Consider the following 18,455-nt stretch of genomic DNA (forward strand, 5'->3'; position numbering starts at 1 on the left):
CCTCCTAATATTGTCGGAGTTCTTCGCGGTATGCCGTCACTGTTTGCTGGAAGCGAGCTAAGTTACTCCCGTCAAACGTTGCCGTCAATGCTCGCGTTAATTCAATCGCTACCACACTTTCAACCACAATCGAGGCGGGGACGATGGCCGTCGTGTCTGAACGCTCTACGCTCGCCTTTTGGCTGACTTTGGTCGCGATATCCACACTTTGTAATGGTTTGTAAAGTGTTGGAATCGGCTTCATGGCGGCCTTAACAACAATCGGCATTCCATTAGTCATGCCACCTTCAAAGCCGCCCAAATGATTGGTCAACCGTGACCAGCCGGCGTGTTCATCCCAACTAATCTCATCCATCACTTGGCTACCATAATGGCTGGCAGCCGCAAATCCATCACCAATTTCAACACCTTTCATGGCGTTGACTCCCATCACTGCTGCAGCTAACTGTCCATCTAATTTGGTATCCCAGTTCGTGTAACTGCCCAAACCAGCCGGCACATTTTCGGCAACGACCCGGATAACACCACCCAAGGTATCCCCGGCCTTCTTCGTTGCTGTGATCAGCTCATGGATTTCGGGAACCAAGGCCGCATCTGGTAATCGCAAATCATTTTGCGCGATTTGGGCTTGTAATTGATCAACGGATAGTGTTAAATCGGCCGTCACTTGCTTAGGGCCAATTTGTTGAACGTAGCCAACTAGGTGAATATCTAGCTGCGCCAATAATTGCTTACAAATCTGACCGATAGCCACTCGCATGGCTGTCTCACGAGCTGAGGAACGTTCTAGCACGTTTCGTAGATCGCGATGACCATACTTCATTCCGCCTACTAAGTCAGCATGCCCCGGACGTGGACGAGTGACTTGCCGCAACGTATTGGTTGCCGTAGCTGGACTTACCGGATCCATGATTGCTGCCCAGTGCGCGTGATCGCGATTCATAATCGTTAATGCAATCGGGGAACCTAGCGTAACACCGTGCCGCACGCCACCAGTGATTTGGACGGTGTCATGTTCGATCTGCTGGCGATTGCCGCGGCCAAACCCACCTTGCCGGGCTGCGAGGCCTGTATTAATGGCATCAATGTCTAGCTGTAAGCCAGCCGGAATACCGGTCAGCACCCCTGTCAATTGAGGCCCGTGCGATTCGCCTGCCGTAACGTAATTAATCATGATCAATATCCTCCTTGTGTAAATTCGTGTGTAAATCCGTCTGATATGCGCGTGAGTTATGCATAATTGCTTGATAAATAGCTTGTAAATAAGGGGTATGCGCGGTCTGGGTACTCTTCACCGCAACTTGTTGTAACACCCGTTGTTCACGTTGCTGGTCTAATACCGGAAGTTGCTGTTGTTGCTTCAACTCCCCGATGGCTGTAACCGTCTCAAAACGTTGATTGAGTAATCGGACGATTTGCTGGTCAATATGATTGATACGTTGGCGTTCTTGACTAAGTGTGGTTGGGACATGTAGCGCCCATACAGCTAGGCCGACAAAGGCGAGACCACTGACAGCAATAACTAAATCAAAGCGCATCGCGGTCGCAATATTTTGCTTTGACAGCCACCCAGTCACGAGCGGAATCGTGAAGGAAGCAATACTGCCAAACGTGAAATAAATTCCTGTGATTCGGCCCTTGATGTGGGGATAGCCTTTGATAAATAAATTGAGGCCGACCTGCATCACGCCACCCGCAGCAGTAAACCCAAACCCGAAAGCCGCCAGCATGGACAGCCCAGCCGCTGGACTATAACAGATAACCGCTAACGCCAGCAGCGAGCCGCCATTCATTGCCAACAACAATTTGGTTTCTGCCACCCCACGACGTAACAACCAGAAAATCACAATAACGCCGGTGATTGACCCAATGCTGTAAAGTGAAAGCAACCAGTGCGCTAACACTGACGAAAAATGCAACGTCGTAGTGGCAAACAAGCTGACCCACTGCGTGTAGAGGATCATAAGTGCCATCGAAGTATACCCATAACCAGCTAAACCAACTGTCGCCAACCAGCGCCGGTTCTTAAGTGGTTGCTGGGATACGCCCGTTCCGGCTTGAGCAACTTGATTTTTTAGTGGAAACTGCTGCCGGTTCAACAGGATACTGTTGACCACTAGGATTGCCGCGGCCAGGATAAATGACCAGCCATACCAGATTCGTTGTGCTTCAAAGTTGGCAACGAGCAGTGGTAATAAGAATTCACCGGCAGACATGAAGGCCTTTAACAAGACATTGGCTGAGCCTTGCCGCCCACCCATTTCAATAAACGTCGTGTAGGTTCCCGCATCCAACGCGGAGTTCGCAATACCGGCCAAAATCGCCAAACCGTATGCCAGCTGAATATTAGTGACCAATGCCATCCCCACAAAGAACGTGAAGTAGCAAGCCATGCCAAGATTGACGAAGACTTTACGGCCAAAACGATCTGATAAATTTCCCAGAATAAAGTAGGCCAGTAAGCGCCCAATGCCAATCCCAGAAATGACATAGGAAACCGTCGCTAACGGGGTCTGCCAGTGTTGACTTAACGCTTGCATGTTTTGCGTTAAAATAATTAAGCCAATACCATGAATAAAGTAGTTTAAGTAAAGACTGATTGATAATTGGTGCTGACGCATGAATAACAACTCCTTCGTGGAAATAAAAAAAGCCGGCTAGATTGTGAAAATCTAGCCGGCTCATCAAAATTTAATCCTAATTGATGATATTATTCCAGCTAGACTCACGGTGTCTAGCTGGCCAAGATGAATTGACTTCGCTTAGACACGAACGTAGGTGTCGTCCGTATCTAAGGTTCCAACACGGGCGCTACCTAAAATAAGCAAAGCCATAATAATAAGTTGCGTTGAATGCTAACGTCGTCACAATCATCTATCCTTTCCGTTTCATTGATTGCTTATATTAAAACATTCTCATTTTGATTCGTCAACCCTAATTTCATTTTAATTTTGCAATTAAGAAATCATTTTCGCTTGTAAAAGCGCCACGATGCGTAATTCGCCTCATCCTACTACTATTTACAAAAATCGTCTTCAGTACGACTACTCATTAAACCAATTGTTTGCGACGGTCGCGAGCAGGCTACCTTGATTAGTCAGTCTACCGACAACGTTCAAGCAGTGTGTGAATGACTAGTGTGACCCTACAATCAGCACCATCTAAACCGCTTAACCTCAGTGATTGACAGCGAACGGCTCCATTCAATTTGAACACAAAAATAGTCGCTGTCAATCCATCTGGATTCACAACGACTATTTTTCCAGCGCCTAATCTTGACGCTTTAAGTTATTAATTAATTCATCAATCCGGCTACCGTATTGAACCGAGTTGTCGCGTTCAAAAGTTAATTCCGGGGTTTTATAGATGCTAAGTCGTGAGCCTAATTCACTACGAATTAATCCCGTCGCCTTAGTCAATCCAGCCGCCGTCTTTTCACCATCGGATGCCTTATCTGACAAAATACTGTAGTAGATGGTCGCTTGTTGAAGGTCGCCAGTTACCGTTACACCGGTAATGGTTACACCCGCAACCCGTGGATCACGAACCCGTTTTAACAAAATATCATTAACTTCGCGTTCGATTTCCTGTTCCAAACGACCAACTCGATAATGTTGTGCCATCTGCTAATCCCCCTTTTAAAGGTTATTCAACTGGAACTTCCTTCATCACGTAAGCTTCAATGACATCGTTGACTTTAATATCGTTGTAATCTTCGATTCGAAGCCCAAGTTCAAAGCCTTGTTTAACTTCCTTAACGTCGTCCTTGAAACGCCGTAAGCTAGCTAACTTGCCATCATAAATAACGACACCATCACGAATGACCCGCACACCAGAATCCCGGTGGATGACACCATCAGTGACCATCCCACCACCAATCGTACCGATCTTAGAAACCTTATAGATTTCACGGATTTCGGCTTGACCAGTGATTTCTTCTTTATAAGTTGGTTCGAGCATTCCCTTCATCGCGCTCTCGATTTCATCGATCGCGTTGTAGATAACTTGATGCAAGCGAATATCAACATCGTCAGTATCGGCTTGGGCTTTGGCTTGTGGTGTTGGCCGCACATTGAACCCGATAATAATCGCGTTACTTGCTTCCGCCAAGGCCACGTCACTTTCGTTGATCGCCCCAACCGCTGTATGGATGATATTGACCCGCACACCTTCAACGTCGATTTTACGTAAACTACCAGCTAAAGCTTCAACAGAACCTTGAACATCAGCCTTAATAATCACGTCAACTTCCTTAAGTTCACCTTGTTTCATTGAATCAAACAAGTTATCCAAGGTGACGTGAGCAGTTTGCTTCCGTTCTTCCATCAATGCCTGCTTAGCACGTTGTTCACCAGCATCACGGGCCGTCTTTTCATCATCAAAGACCACGAAGCGATCACCAGCATCCGGCACATCATTCAAACCAGTGATTTCAATTGGCGTCGATGGCACGGCTTCCTTGATCCGCTTACCATGGTCATTGGTCATCGTCCGGACTTTTCCGTAAGTATTCCCCACAACAATTGGATCACCAACATGCATGGTCCCTTGTTGAACAAGTAACGTTGCGGTAGAACCTTTTCCACGGTCAAGACTAGCTTCCAATACAGATCCCGCAGCATTTTGCTTAGGGTTGGCCGTTAATTCGAGCACTTCTGACTGAAGTAAGATCATATCCAACAATTCATCTAGGTTCTTACCGAACTTCGCTGAAATCTGAACAAAGATCGTATCGCCACCCCAATCTTCAGGAATCAGACCATATTCAGTCAATTGTTCCATCACGTGGTTAGGGTTGGCACCCGGCTTATCAATCTTGTTAACGGCAACGATGATTGGTACTTTAGCAGCCTTAGCATGGTTGATGGCTTCGATTGTTTGTGGCATGACCCCATCATCAGCAGCAACAACTAACACGGTGATGTCGGTGATGTCAGCACCACGCGCCCGCATTTCAGTAAAGGCCGCATGTCCTGGCGTATCCAGGAATGTAATAACCTTACCATCATGCTTAACTTGGTAAGCCCCAATAGCCTGAGTGATCCCACCGGCTTCGCCCTCTGTAACGTGAGTATGCCGCAATTGGTCCAATAGGGTCGTCTTCCCATGGTCAACGTGTCCCATGACCGTAACAACCGGTGCCCGTGGCGCCAAATTGTCGGTATTATTAACTTCATCATCAAAGAACTTGTCCAAATCGGTCACATCAACTTGGACCTTTTCTTGCGCATTGATCCCGTAATCAGTGGCTAAGATTTCAATCGTATCTTTATCCAAGGACTGATTTTGGTTAACTGCAACACCTAACATGAATAACTTCTTGATAATTTCAGCAGGCTCACGGTGCAATAATTTACCCAAATCCTGGGCATTCATGCCGACCGTGTAAACCAGTGTTTCTGGCAACGGCTTGTCCTTACGAACTGGCGCTGGCTTATTATTGACCTGGCGGATCCGTTGATTCTTATTGTTCCGGCTCTTATTGTTCCGGTTGTTACGCCGACGGTTATTGTTGTTACCGCCACGATAACGACCACCACCGTTATTGTTGCTATTCAAACTACCACCAAAGCGACCGCTGCCATTACGCGAACTATTATTCGACCCATTGCTCCGGTTACTGTTGTTATTATTGTTGTTCGTCGTAGTCCGGTTGTTGTTCCGGTTCTGACCACCATTATTGGTGCGATTACCGGTACTGTTGGTACGGTTGTTACTCGTATTTGAGCGATTGTTATTATTAGACCGGTTATTATTATTATTGTTGTTAGACCGGTTCGTATTGCTCCCACCGTTATTACGAGCACTGTTGCTCCGTGAAGCATTGGCCGAACGATTGCCGTTATTACTGTTAGTACGGTTACCGCCATTATTGCTTCGATTACCGTTACTATTACGACTTTGACTATTATTTTGGTTATTATTACGATTATTATTCAAAGAATCACCACTCTGTTGATGACGCGAGTTGGATTGCTGCTGATTAGCAGTTCGTGTCACATTTTTTGCTACGGCTTGCGTAGCCCGACTCGTTTTAGCTGGAGCCGGTTGAGATTTAGGATGGGTAACTGTGGTCGTGCCTTGTAACTGGCGCGCCTCACTGTCACCGAGTGTCGACATATGATTTTTGACGGAGAATCCCAACTGCTGTGCTTGCGCAATCAGCTGTTTACTTGGGACGTTGAGCTCCTTCGCTAACTCATAAATTCGCTTTTTCCCCATATCTTCACCCTCCTTTACTGTGTCATGATCGCCACCATTTTCTTGGCAAATCCGGCATCGGTAATTGCATAAACAGTGCGCTTATTACCAGTAGCCGTATTTAATTCTGCTTTAGTAAAGGTATCGATCACTGGAACATCATAAGATTGGGCCTTATCATGAAACTTTTTGGCAGTCGTGGGACCGGCATCGCTGGCAATAAAGACCAGTTTAGCCGTCTGATTACGAATTGCAGCCAGGGCTAGCCCTTCGCCTGCAATTTGCTTGCTGGCACGCCGTGAAAGGCCCAGTAGGTTTAAACAAGCTTGCTTAGGCGTCATTTCCGAAGAGTTCCTTTCGGGCTTGTTGATGATCAACATAAGCCACTAACTCATCGTAAAAGTCTGCACCCACTTTGATACCAAACGCCTTATCAAAAGTCTTTTCTTGCTTGGCACGTTGTGCAACTTGTACGTCTAAGGCAATGTAGGCGCCGCGTCCCGGCTTTTTACCAGTCGGATCAACGGACACTTCATCCTGCTTATTCTTAACGACCCGGACTAAGTCTTTTTTGGGATGCATTTCACCCGTAACAATGTCCTTTCGTAACGGCACTTTTCTTTTTTTCATAATCCCAGACCTCCTTTAGTTACTTCACTCACTTAGTGACGAACTTATTCAGCGTCACTTGCTGATTCATCCACAGCAGTTTCTGAGGCAGGCGTCGCCACGGCTGCGTCGGACGTTGCTGGTTCCTCATCTTCGCCGGTATCGGACTGCACTGCCGCGTCTGATGCTGCTTCAGTCGTTTCCGTTTCGGCAACTGCAACATCATCAGGGTTTGCATCCATTATATCAGAAGCTTCGGTTTCCGATTTAATATCGATCTTGAACCCGGTCAATTTAGCAGCTAAACGAGCATTTTGACCACGCTTACCGATTGCCAATGATAATTGATAATCTGGAACGACCACGGTACAACCCCGCTCATTTTCAGGATCAAAAATAACATCCAAAACTTCCGCTGGGTTCAATGCATTCGCGATAAATACGGCTTGATCATCCGTCCATTCCACGATGTCCATATTTTCGCCGTGTAATTCATTGACAATCGTTTGAACCCGTTGTCCCTTGGGACCGACGCAGGTACCGACTGGATCAACGTTAGGATTGTTTGAACGAACAGCAACTTTCGCCCGATCACCGGCTTCACGTGCAATCGAAACGATTTCAACGATGCCATCGAAAATTTCAGGAACTTCTTGTTCAAACAAACGTTTCAACAAATCTGGTGCAGTCCGCGAAACGAATACTTGGGGGCCCTTCGTTGCGTTTTCAACTTTCGAGACGTAAACCTTAATTTTGTCATGAATCCGATAAACTTCACCAGGTAACTGATCAGAACGACCCATGACCGCTTCTACTTTGCCCAAACTAACGTAGACAAATCGGTTATCTTGGCGCTCAACTTCACCAGTGACGATTTCATTTTCATACTGGCTGTATTCGTCATAAATAATGCCACGTTCTGCTTCACGAACTCGTTGCATGATGACCTGCTTAGCCGTCTGCGCTGCAATTCGGCCGAAGTTCTTCGGTGTTACTTCAAATCGAATATCATCACCGATTTCGTAGGCTCGGTTGATAGCCAATGCATCTTGCAAACTAACTTCTAAACGTGAATCAAAGACGTCTTCAACCACTTCTTTAACGGCATAAACGTGAATATTACCCTTAATTTGGTCAAAGTCAACTTCAACGTTTTGAGCCTGGCCATAATTACGCTTATAGGCTGAAACGAGTGCCGCTTCTAAGGCTTCGATGACAACTTCTTTTTTAATGCCCTTTTCTGATTCGAGGGTGTCTAAGGCCCCTAATAATTCCTTGCTCATGTGTAGACTCCTTTACTTATTTAGAACTTTACCGCTAAGCGGGCTTGTGAGATTTGTTCTCGGTTGATCGTCACCGTCTTGTGACGTGTCTTATCCAAGTAATCGATGGTCAAAGTGGTCGGCGTCACCGCCGTCAAATCACCTTCAAAAATTTTCTTGCCATCCAACTTCTGGTATAAGCCAACGTGCACGTACTTACCAATAGCATTTTGAAAATCTGCTTCCTTCTTCAATGGGCGTTCCGCACCAGGAGAAGAAACTTCCAAAAAGTAAGCTTGGGGAATGGGATCAGGCTCCATCGCATCTAGCTTTTCACTAAGTTCATCACTAACCATTGCACATTCTTCAATATTAATGCCGCCCGGTTTGTCAATGTATAATCGCAAATACCAGCTTTGACCCTCGCGAACAAATTCAAGATCCACGAGTTCAAACTGGTGAGCACTGACAATGGCTGCGGCCACTGGCTGAATGGTTTCAACAACATTACTACTCAAGGCTGCGCCTCCTATTCAGATTAGTCCAATAAAAAGAGTGAGCATCGCTGCTCACTCGTTAACGAGTTTTAAATTACAACCCATATATTAGCACAATTATGTTGAAACCGCAAGTTTACGCCATTTATAGCATTTAGCCGTTAGCTTTCAAGTCACGGTAAACTTCCGCTTCAACAGCCTGACAATTGCCGGTGTATCAACATTACAGGCCCTAAATCAGATAAATCTGTCTGAGTGCTGTTAAATGCATCAACCACCGCAAAAATTCATCAAACTTTAACAATTGTCGTGTTTTCTAGAACAACGAGAGTTGGTTTTCATCTGGCAAATCACTTAACACACCATTTTCAGTCATAAAGTCGATCAAACTCTTCGACACTTTTCCACGCTTAGACAGGTCTTCCTTCGACAGGAACGGCTTGTCCGCTCGGGCAGCAACGATTTGCTTGGCAACGTTCAACCCTAACCCCGGAACTGCTCGGAACGGCGCAATCAACGTATCACCATCGATCAGCCAATCCGAAGCATCAGATTTGTCAAGGTCGACCATGGAGAATTTAAAGCCCCGCTCCAACATTTCGTTGGCTAACTCTAAAACGGTCAGTAAGTTTTTCTCCTTGGCGCTAGCATCCATCCCTTTGTCAGTGATCGCCTTCATTGACGCTTTGACAGCATCTTTACCATGGGCCATCGCAACCAGGTCAAAATCGTCAGCACGGACTGAAAAATAAGCCGTGTAATAAATCAACGGGAAGTACACTTTAAAGTAAGCCACCCGCAACGCCATTAAGATATAGGCTGCCGCATGGGCCCGCGGGAACATATACTTGATCTTTAGACAAGATTCAATGTACCAGTCGGGAACGTTGGCATCCTTCATTGCTTGTTGCCATTCATCCGGGATCCCCCGACCCTTCCGCACGTGTTCCATAATTTGGAAAGACATATCAGATTCCATGCCGTAGTGAATCAAGTCGGTCATGATGTTATCACGACAACCAATAACTTCGGCCAGCGTAACCGTGCCATCCTTGATCAATTCTTCAGCATTTCCTAACCACACGTCAGTCCCGTGTGAAAGTCCTGAAATCTGAAGTAATTCGTTAAACGTGGATGGGTGAGTCTCTTCGAGCATCCCACGGACAAACCGCGTCCCAAATTCTGGAATTCCCAGCGTCCCCGTTTTCGAGAAAATCTGGTCTTCTGTGACTCCTAAAACTTCAGGACTGGAGAAAATCTTCATGACGTGCGGATCAACTGGTGGAATACTCTCAGGTTGGACACCCGACAAATCTTGTAACATCCGAATCATCGTCGGATCATCATGTCCCAGAATATCAATTTTCAAAATATTATCATGAATCGAATGGAAATCAAAGTGGGTCGTTTGCCAGGCCGCACTCTGATCATCAGCCGGATACTGGACGGGCGTGAAATCATAAATATCCATGTAATCCGGCACAACAATAATACCGGCCGGATGTTGCCCAGTCGTCCGTTTAACGCCAGTCGTTCCCTTTGCTAATCGGTCAACTTCCGCCGAACGAAGTGTTTGATTCGTATCCCGTTCATACGCCTTGACATAACCATAACCAGTCTTATCAGCGACCGTTCCAATTGTCCCGGCTCGGTACACATTTTTCTCACCGAACAAGACTTTGGTGTAATTATGGGCAATAGGTTGGTAGTCCCCAGAGAAGTTCAGATCAATATCTGGCACCTTGTTCCCATAAAATCCTAAGAACGTTTCGAAGGGAATGTTTTGCCCATCACGCACCATGTCAGTCCCACATTCAGGGCAATCCTTAGGTGGTAAATCATAGCCCGATCCATACTCGTTATTCGTATAAAAGTGCGAGTACTGACAATTTGGACACCGATAATGCGGTGGCATCGGGTTCACTTCAGTAATCCCAGACAGCGTCGCTACGATACTCGAACCGACTGACCCCCGAGACCCAACCAAGTAACCATCTTTATTACTCTTAAACACTAGGCGTTGGGCAATTAAGTAAATGACCGAGAACCCGTTACCGATGATACTCTTCAGCTCTTTATCCACCCGTTTTTGGACGATTTCTGGCAACGGATTACCGTACCACGCATGGGCACGGTCCATCGTCAGTTTTTCGATTTCCGCTTCGGCACCCTTCATCCGCGGAGTATACAACTTATCCTTGACCGGTCGCACGATTTCAAATTGGTCAGCAAGCGCGCGGGGCGTGTCAACCACGACCTCATGTGCCGTCTCCGTACCTAAGAAATCGAAATCTTTAAGCATCTCATCCGTTGAGCGAAAATGCACGTCTGGCCGTTCAGTCCGATTTAACGGGTTACCGGGCTGTGAATGAATCAAAATCTTACGATAAATCTTATCCTCAGGATTCAGATAATGCACATCCCCCGTAGCAGCGACCGGGATATTCATCTCATGGCCTAGTTCCACCATGTTGCTGATAATTTCTTCCAAATGATCCGTATCAGCAATCAAACCACTCTCGATCAGCGCCGAATATGCCGGTTTCGGTTGTACTTCCAGGAAGTCATAGTAGCCGGCCTTTTGTCGGGCCTCTTCCTTCCCCTTTTGCATCATTGCAGTAAAGACTTCACCACTAGAACAAGCCGAACCGACCAGGATGCCATCCCGATACTTGTTTAAAACACTGCGGGGTACACGGGGCACGCGGTAATAGTACTCAACATTCGACAAGGAAATAATTCGGAAGAGATTTTTCAACCCCGCTTGGGTTTGCGCATACAATGTCGCATGAAATGGCCGGGCATGGCGGTAAGCCGCATTTTCATTCATATGATCATTCAGCTGATCGTGGAATTGAACCTGATAACGGTCCTCCGCATCTTTCAAAAACAGGTGGTTCAAATGACCAGTCGTCTCAGCATCATAGATGGCGCGGTGATGGTGCTCCAAATTAACGTTGAATTTTTTGGCTAGGGTGTTTAAGCGGTACCCGCGTAAATTCGGATACAGCCACCGCGCCAGCGTCAACGTATCAATAATTGGATTTGTAATCGGCCCCATGTGATGCCGGGCATAGCCCGTATTCATAAAGCCAATATCAAAGGTGACGTTATGACCGACCACGATTGCATCACCATAAAATTCGCGGAAAAGTTTAAACACTTCTTCTTCCGATTTAGAGCCCCGCACCATATCATCGGTGATACTCGTCAAATTAGTGGTTGTTTCCGACAAGTGAAAACCAGGGTCAATAAATTCCTCAAACTGATCAACGACGTTCCCCTTGACCATCTTAACCGCTGACAATTCGATGACCCGGTCATAAATGGCGGACAACCCCGTTGTTTCAGTATCAAAAATAACGTAGGTGGACTCTTTCAAATCAACGTGGGCGTCATTATAAGCAATCGGCACCCCGTCATCAACCATGTTAGCTTCGACACCGTATAAAATTTTGATATTATTTTTTTCACCAGCCGCAAACGCTTCTGGGAACGCCTGCGCCCCCGAATGATCCGTAATCGCAATCGCCGGATGGCCCCATTTAGCGGCTTGTTTGACATAATCACTGACACTGTTGGTTGCATCCATCTGACTCATATTAGAATGCAAGTGCAATTCAACCCGCTTCTCATCTGCCGGTGCCGTGTCTTGCCGACTGGCATGCGACGTTTCGTTAATATCATACGCATTGATCGTTAAATCGCGCATAAAACTATCTTCCTGCACAGAACCACGTACACGTACCCACATTCCAGGCTTCAGTGCCGCGAATTGTGCCTCGTCATCAGCATTCCGTGAGAACTTCTTGACGACCATTGACGAACTATAGTCGGTCACCTTTAGAATCAATAACTGCCGCTGGGAACGTAACGTCCGCACTTCCATATCGAAGACATAGCCTTCCACGACGACCGACCGTTCTTCTTCAGTAATTTGGACCATCTGTTTAGCCGGCTCTTGCGGGTTGATCTGCTTGCCTAATTGGACAGGACCATCAATTGGTGCTGGTGCATCCGCCTGCTTTTGCCGTTTCTCATTGGCCTTTTTGATAGCCGCTTCCGCTTTTTGAGCCAACGCTTGATCAGACTTCGCTTTTTGTTCATGAAATTCCTTGATCTTCGCCTGTGAAGCACTCTCATCAATCATCGTGTGGACGGAGAACTTCGGGAAGCCCAAGCGATGATAGGTACTCTCAATCGGCCCTAATGCTTGGTTAGTTAGAAAATTTTGAATAACTTCATTTTCAGCCAACAAAATGACCCGACCATCTTCATAAGTCGGCACGTTGCTGTTACACAATGATTGGACCAGGGGCGACTTGATCCCACTGTGCTGAACGATCCATTCCCAGTATTCAGCTAGTTCACGACCATTGACCTCGGTATCATCAGTCACGATCGTAAAGGTCACGCGTGCAATTTCTTTAAAGGCGATTTGGAGTTTGTTTTGAAAAGTCATAAATTGTGTATAAGGTAAAACATGTTGGAAATGCAAATGAAATTCCCAAACCTTGGAAGCTTGATGAACGGTCAATTTATCGATCGCTGCTTCTGTAAATTCAGGACCCGTTGGCATTTCAATTTGTTCGAGTAACTTCTCGAACATTTCTTGTTGGTTTAAACTCACCAGTGGTCCTCCTTTTGTTGATTACAATCAGTTAGTAAGACACGCACCGTACTTGTTAATTTGCGCTTGCATATATATTAAAGCAAATCCAATCTTAAAATCAAAAGCCGCTAACCGTGACCCGCTAGAAATAGAATCTCGTTTCAACAATGACTTAGTCGCTAACAACTAACCCAATGCCAAGCAAGACTTTTAATATTAACTAGAACCCCAATTAAGTGCTCAAGGCCGCGGTCCACAGTTGGCACTACTTTGTCAGTTTGCTTAACCGACAGCGTGATGCCTCGGTGATTAACGGCATCTGAAATAATCTTCAGCGAACGCACAAATCGTTCACTTGAAACGTTACTATTTTATCACAGTCTGACCGTTGAGCCACGTGATTAATCGGCAAACAAAAATCACCCAGTCAACAGAATCCAACCAGGTGATTGTTGTTGGCGACTATCAACGGGTAGTTGCCATATTTTTATTAACTTAGTTTTGCAGCATTTTAATCGATATTCTTGAGCAGAACGGCCAAGTTGTTGGCGATTTCTTCCTGTTTAACTTCCAAAGTCTCACCAGTCTGGCGAAGCTTAATCTCGACGATTCCTTCGCTGGCCTTTTTCCCAATGGTAATCCGAGCAGGAATGCCCATTAAGTCGGAATCGGCAAACTTCACACCAGGACGTTCCTTCCGATCATCATACAAAACGTTGTACCCAGCGGCTTCTAATTGTGCTTCAACTTGGTCGGCAACCTCAACCTGGTCCGCTTTCTTCGGGTTAACCGGAATCACGTGCACATCAAATGGTGCAATTGCTTTTGGCCAAATCAACCCATTTTCATCAGCGCGTTGTTCAGCGATGGCAGACAACAACCGTGAGACACCAATCCCATAGCAGCCCATAATTACCGGAATATTACGTCCATTGGCATCCAAGACTTCTGCGTGCAAGTCTTTAGAATAACGGGTGCCAAGTTTGAAAATATGTCCAATTTCGATACCCTTGGTGAACTTCAAGACGCCCGCACCATCTGGTGATAACTCACCTTCCTGAACAAAGCGAATGTCAACGTAAGCTTCCGCGTGGAAATCACGTTCAGGGTTGACGTTCGTGAAGTGATGACCGTCTTCGTTAGCCCCGACCGTAATGTTGACCATGTCCTTCACATACTGGTCAGCGACAATTTTAACGTCATCATGAACGTTAACTGGGCCGAGTGAACCAAAGCTAGCGCCCAAATATTGTTGGGCTTGTTCTGGCGTAGCCATTTCCAAGAAATCCGCACCAAGGTAATTCTTCAACTTAACATCGTTGACTTCATGATCGCCACGAACCAGTGCCATTACTGGCTGATCGTCTGCAATAAACAGAATACTCTTAACCAGTTGGTCAGCACCAACTTTTAAGAACTCAGCCAGTTCGTCGATCGTGCCCACTCCGGGAGTATCGATCTTTTCCATATCCTTTAACGAAGCATGTGACTTCTTTGGGACGTATAAACTCCGAGCCATTTCAAGATTAGCCGCATAATCACTCGCATCCGAATAAACAATTGTATCTTCACCAACCGGTGCGATGGCCGAATATTCACGGGAATCCTTTCCACCCATCGCCCCACCATCACCGATGATTGAACGAAACTTCAAACCGACCCGCTCAAAAATATTCTGATAAGCTTGCGCCATATCTTGGAACGTGTCATCTAATGAGGCCTCATCCGCGTGAAATGAATAGGCATCCTTCATGATGAACTCACGCCCACGAAGTAATCCATAACGTGGCCGATCTTCATCACGATACTTAGCCTGGATTTGATACAAAGTCAATGGCAACCGTTTATACGATTTGATTTCATCGCGAACAATTGACGTAAATGTTTCTTCGTGCGTGGGGCCAAGGATAAATTCTCGGTCATGGCGGTTCTTCAGCTTGAATAGTTCTGGACCGTATGTCTCATAACGCCCAGTTGCTTTCCACAACTCAGCTGGAATGACTGCTGGTACCAGCATTTCCGCTGCATCAATTTTTTCCATTTCTTGCCGAATGATTTTTTCAATATTCGTCAATACGCGGTAAGCCAATGGCAAATAAGCGTACATTCCGGCTGAAATTTGTCGGATATAGCCCGCCCGTAACATCATTTGATGACTCAAGGCTTCGGCATCATTAGGCACTTCCTTGAGTGTTGGGATTAACAATTTCGACTGTTTCATCTACAAATCTTCTCCTTATTGTTCCAAATTAAATATCACTTAGAAGAAATATCGCTGAATATCATTCCAAGTTACTAGAATCATTAATAACATCAGGAGGCCAAAACCAATCAAGGTAATGACACTTTCCGTTTCCACCCGTAGTGGTTTACCCCGAATGCCTTCAACAATGTTTAATAATAGTTTACCACCATCAAGTGCTGGAATCGGTAATAAATTAACAATTCCAAGGTTGATCGACAGCACGGCGAGCAAATAGATCACCGTGCGCACCCCGGACTTAGCGGCTTGCGAGGTCGTGGCAAAGATTGCCACCGGCCCACCTAAATCGTTCAAACTGAACCCGTGAGTGACCATCCGACCAAGCACTTGAAAAATCTGTTTGGTAATTCCCCACGAACCAGTAAAGCCGTATGCTAACTTGGCCCCCAGACTCGTGTCGGTCTTAGTCGCCCATTGGACCCCGATTTGACCGATTCGATTACCAGAGACCGTCTTGGCAGCAGGGGTAACCGCAATTTTTTTAGTCTGACCGGCCCGGTTGATGGTCAAAGTCAACCGTTGCTTCGGGCTGTCTTGAATCAACAGCGAAATCGATTGGGCACTCGTCATTTTTTTACCGTTAACCGCCACGATTTGATCGCCCTTTTGAATACCGGCCGTACGGGCAACTGAGTCTGCTGTCGTCGCCGCTACGTGGGTCGTTGTACTCGTAACACCACCCTGCATAAAGGCAAGAATTGCAAATGTAATGATGGCCAAAATGAAGTTATTCATCGGTCCGGCAAAATTCGTCAACATTCGTTGCCATAACTTGGCCGATTGAAATTGGACGTCGACCGGTGCAATTTGAACTTCGGTACCATCGCTTTCAACGATCGTAGCGTCATGATCGACGGCGTAGTGTTTAACTTCACTTTCGTCCCCGTTCTCATAACCTTCGATCCAGAGTTCTTTTTCGAGATCAGTCGCCGTCACTGACAGTGGAATTCCATTGAACAACGTTGTCTTCTTACTAGCATTGATTGAATGAACAATCCCATCCGGACCAATTTGCAAACTAACTGGCGTTCCGGGCTTGAGTTCTTCATCTTCATCATCGGCCACACCGGCCATCCGTACGTAACCACCGATTGGCAGAAACCGTAACGTATAAGTTGTTGCATTACGACGAAACGCGACCGCCTTGGGCCCCATCCCGACAGAAAATTCACGCACTAGAATCCCAGCCTTTTTGGCAAAGTAAAAGTGCCCAAATTCATGGACGATGACCAAGATTCCGAAAACGATAATGAACGTAATAATTGTAACGATCAATTAAGCGCTCCTTTCTCCCGCGTTTCGGGTACTCAGCTTAAAAGAGGCCGAATAAATGTGCAATTGGAAAAACTAATAACATACTATCAAATCGATCTAGGATACCGCCATGTCCCGGCAAGATCTTACCAGAATCCTTAACACCATAGTAACGCTTCAACGCGGATTCTACTAAATCGCCAAACTGGCCAACTACTGATAAGACTAAAGTAATCAGTACCATACTGATGACGCTAGCATAGCCGACGTGAAACCCAATTGCAAAGGCACTGGCAACGATCACACCAATCACGCTACCCCCAATACAACCTTCCCATGTTTTATTGGGGCTGATCGGTGTGACTTTATGCCGACCCAGTTTGCGTCCGACCATGTAAGCCCCACTATCTGTCAGCCAGACAATGAACATCAGGAAGAGTAACATGTAAACACTGACACCCCGCGCAGCCGTGAAGTAGTTGAAGCCCATCCCGATGTACAGGACGCCTAACGTCAACATTCCGGCATCATCAAATGAAAAGCGATTCCGCGACCACACAGTGTGTAACAGTAGCAAGATAACTAAGAAGTAAACCACGTACTCCTTGTTTAATTGGTCTGGTAAGCCATTGAACCAGTTATTCGGTGCAATTTGAATCATAACTGCAAGCATGCTTACGATTGCTTCAAATGAAATCAATAATTTTTTACGCATCACGAGTAACTCGCTCATCGCAACGGCCCCTAACAGCATGGCCACAATATCTAAGGTTACCCCGCCCACAAAAATGACTGGGATAAATAAAATTAACGCAACGACAGCCGTAATGACTCGTTGTCTCATACCAAAAACTCCCTTTTATTTATGATCCGACAACCCACCAAAGCGCCGATCACGGCTCTGAAAATCCGCGATACAGGCTTGAAGGGTCGCCGCTGTGAAATCCGGCCACTTCACATCAGTAAAGACCAGTTCACTGTAGGCAATCTGCCACATTAAGAAATTTGAAATGCGTTCTTCACCACTCGTGCGAATCAGCAAATCTGGATCATTGTATGGCGCAAGTGGTGCCGTCATCAGTGCTGCGTCGATGGTTGCATCATCGATATCACCAACCGCCAATTGACCATCTTGCACTTGCTGGGCAATTTTTTGCACCCCGGTCACGATTTCGGCCCGTGAACCATAGTTGAGAGCAAAGTTCAGCACCATCCCATCACAATCTTTGGTATCTGCAATCGCATTTTGGACTGCTTTTTGCGTTGCTTCTGGCAAGTGATCAACGTAGCCCATGACTTGCACCCGCACATTATTTTTTATCAAGTCCGGTACGAAAGTATCAAAGAAACTCACTGGCAGTTGCATGAGGTAATTAACCTCATCAGTTGGCCGCTTCCAATTTTCAGTTGAAAACGCGTAAAGCGTCAGGACTTTAACGCCCAAATCACTTGCGGCAATCGTAATCTTTTTGACCGTGTTCATACCTTCCTTATGGCCAGCAACCCGTGGTAAATGCCGTGCTTTGGCCCAACGCCCATTGCCATCCATAATAATGGCGACATGGGCTGGAATACGTTCAGGATCCAATTGCACGTCGGTGTTATCTGCAGGATCATTCTTATTAAAAAAAGCGAACAAGGCGCACCTCCATAAAAATAGCTTAACTATGCACTATTTTACCAAAAAAAGCACTAATTAACTATTCGTCAACAAAAAAAGGCTTGAATTTCTCCAAGCCTTAATAAATTGGTCGGTC

The 18,455-nt window shown here is 46.1% G+C and carries 13 protein-coding genes; all 13 read right to left on the reverse strand.

Features of this window, described 5'->3' with window-relative positions; all coding sequences use genetic code 11:
- Positions 1–4: 4 nt before the first annotated feature.
- The 13 genes from aroC to ACOV1R_RS03740 all read right to left on the reverse strand — a co-directional run bounded on the left by aroC (position 5) and on the right by ACOV1R_RS03740 (position 18,337).
- Positions 5–1,174: a chorismate synthase gene (aroC, locus tag ACOV1R_RS03680; RefSeq protein ID WP_003640721.1), complete on the reverse strand. Its 1,170-nt coding sequence runs from the start codon at positions 1,172–1,174 to the stop codon at positions 5–7.
- Positions 1,167–2,621: an MFS transporter gene (locus tag ACOV1R_RS03685; RefSeq protein ID WP_003645963.1), complete on the reverse strand. Its 1,455-nt coding sequence runs from the start codon at positions 2,619–2,621 to the stop codon at positions 1,167–1,169. Before ACOV1R_RS03685 ends, aroC begins: the two co-directional genes overlap by 8 nt.
- 648 nt (positions 2,622–3,269) lie before the next feature.
- Positions 3,270–3,623 (reverse strand): 30S ribosome-binding factor RbfA, encoded by a 354-nt coding sequence (gene rbfA / locus ACOV1R_RS03690; protein WP_003640723.1) that lies wholly within the window; start codon positions 3,621–3,623, stop codon positions 3,270–3,272.
- Positions 3,624–3,645: 22 nt separating this feature from the next.
- Positions 3,646–6,222 (reverse strand): translation initiation factor IF-2, encoded by a 2,577-nt coding sequence (gene infB / locus ACOV1R_RS03695; protein ID WP_003645962.1) that lies wholly within the window; start codon positions 6,220–6,222, stop codon positions 3,646–3,648.
- Between the two features lie 14 nt (positions 6,223–6,236).
- Entirely contained in the window at positions 6,237–6,542 is a 306-nt protein-coding gene (locus ACOV1R_RS03700; RefSeq protein WP_003640725.1) for a L7Ae/L30e/S12e/Gadd45 family ribosomal protein, read from the reverse strand.
- A complete protein-coding gene (rnpM, locus tag ACOV1R_RS03705) occupies positions 6,532–6,831 on the reverse strand; it encodes an RNase P modulator RnpM (RefSeq protein WP_003640726.1) in 300 nt (99 codons plus the stop codon). The genes ACOV1R_RS03700 and rnpM overlap by 11 nt, the downstream gene beginning before the upstream one ends.
- A gap of 44 nt (positions 6,832–6,875) precedes the next feature.
- Complete coding sequence (gene nusA, locus ACOV1R_RS03710) at positions 6,876–8,093, reverse strand: transcription termination factor NusA (RefSeq protein ID WP_003640727.1); 1,218 nt, start codon at positions 8,091–8,093, stop codon at positions 6,876–6,878.
- Positions 8,094–8,113: 20 nt separating this feature from the next.
- Positions 8,114–8,590 (reverse strand): ribosome maturation factor RimP, encoded by a 477-nt coding sequence (gene rimP / locus ACOV1R_RS03715; RefSeq protein ID WP_003640728.1) that lies wholly within the window; start codon positions 8,588–8,590, stop codon positions 8,114–8,116.
- Positions 8,591–8,885: 295 nt separating this feature from the next.
- The gene (locus ACOV1R_RS03720) at positions 8,886–13,199 is read right to left on the reverse strand and encodes a DNA polymerase III subunit alpha (RefSeq protein WP_003640729.1); all 4,314 of its coding nucleotides are present in this window, start codon (positions 13,197–13,199) and stop codon (positions 8,886–8,888) included.
- A gap of 493 nt (positions 13,200–13,692) precedes the next feature.
- Positions 13,693–15,402 carry a proline--tRNA ligase gene (locus tag ACOV1R_RS03725; RefSeq protein WP_003640732.1) on the reverse strand — a complete coding sequence of 570 codons (1,710 nt, stop codon included), beginning with the start codon at positions 15,400–15,402 and terminating at the stop codon, positions 13,693–13,695.
- Between the two features lie 39 nt (positions 15,403–15,441).
- Positions 15,442–16,719, reverse strand: coding sequence for an RIP metalloprotease RseP (rseP, locus tag ACOV1R_RS03730; protein ID WP_003640733.1), 1,278 nt, complete (start codon positions 16,717–16,719; stop codon positions 15,442–15,444).
- A 37-nt stretch (positions 16,720–16,756) separates the two neighbouring features.
- Complete coding sequence (locus ACOV1R_RS03735; protein ID WP_003640734.1) at positions 16,757–17,542, reverse strand: phosphatidate cytidylyltransferase; 786 nt, start codon at positions 17,540–17,542, stop codon at positions 16,757–16,759.
- Between the two features lie 15 nt (positions 17,543–17,557).
- Complete coding sequence (locus ACOV1R_RS03740; RefSeq protein WP_003640735.1) at positions 17,558–18,337, reverse strand: isoprenyl transferase; 780 nt, start codon at positions 18,335–18,337, stop codon at positions 17,558–17,560.
- Between the last annotated feature and the right edge of the window lie 118 nt (positions 18,338–18,455).

Source organism: Lactiplantibacillus sp. YT640 (assembly GCF_049745435.1).
GTDB lineage: Bacteria > Bacillota > Bacilli > Lactobacillales > Lactobacillaceae > Lactiplantibacillus > Lactiplantibacillus plantarum.

What these genes read in the sequence shown, in the direction of transcription:
- ACOV1R_RS03725 (WP_003640732.1), bottom strand. Translation starts at nt 15,402, where the DNA reads ATGAAACAGTCGAAATTGTTAATCCCAACACTCAAGGAAGTGCCTAAT.
- ACOV1R_RS03735 (WP_003640734.1), bottom strand. Translation starts at nt 17,542, where the DNA reads ATGAGACAACGAGTCATTACGGCTGTCGTTGCGTTAATTTTATTTATC.
- ACOV1R_RS03685 (WP_003645963.1), bottom strand. Translation starts at nt 2,621, where the DNA reads ATGCGTCAGCACCAATTATCAATCAGTCTTTACTTAAACTACTTTATT.
- rbfA (WP_003640723.1), bottom strand. Translation starts at nt 3,623, where the DNA reads ATGGCACAACATTATCGAGTTGGTCGTTTGGAACAGGAAATCGAACGC.
- rnpM (WP_003640726.1), bottom strand. Translation starts at nt 6,831, where the DNA reads ATGAAAAAAAGAAAAGTGCCGTTACGAAAGGACATTGTTACGGGTGAA.
- nusA (WP_003640727.1), bottom strand. Translation starts at nt 8,093, where the DNA reads ATGAGCAAGGAATTATTAGGGGCCTTAGACACCCTCGAATCAGAAAAG.
- ACOV1R_RS03700 (WP_003640725.1), bottom strand. Translation starts at nt 6,542, where the DNA reads ATGACGCCTAAGCAAGCTTGTTTAAACCTACTGGGCCTTTCACGGCGT.
- infB (WP_003645962.1), bottom strand. Translation starts at nt 6,222, where the DNA reads ATGGGGAAAAAGCGAATTTATGAGTTAGCGAAGGAGCTCAACGTCCCA.
- aroC (WP_003640721.1), bottom strand. Translation starts at nt 1,174, where the DNA reads ATGATTAATTACGTTACGGCAGGCGAATCGCACGGGCCTCAATTGACA.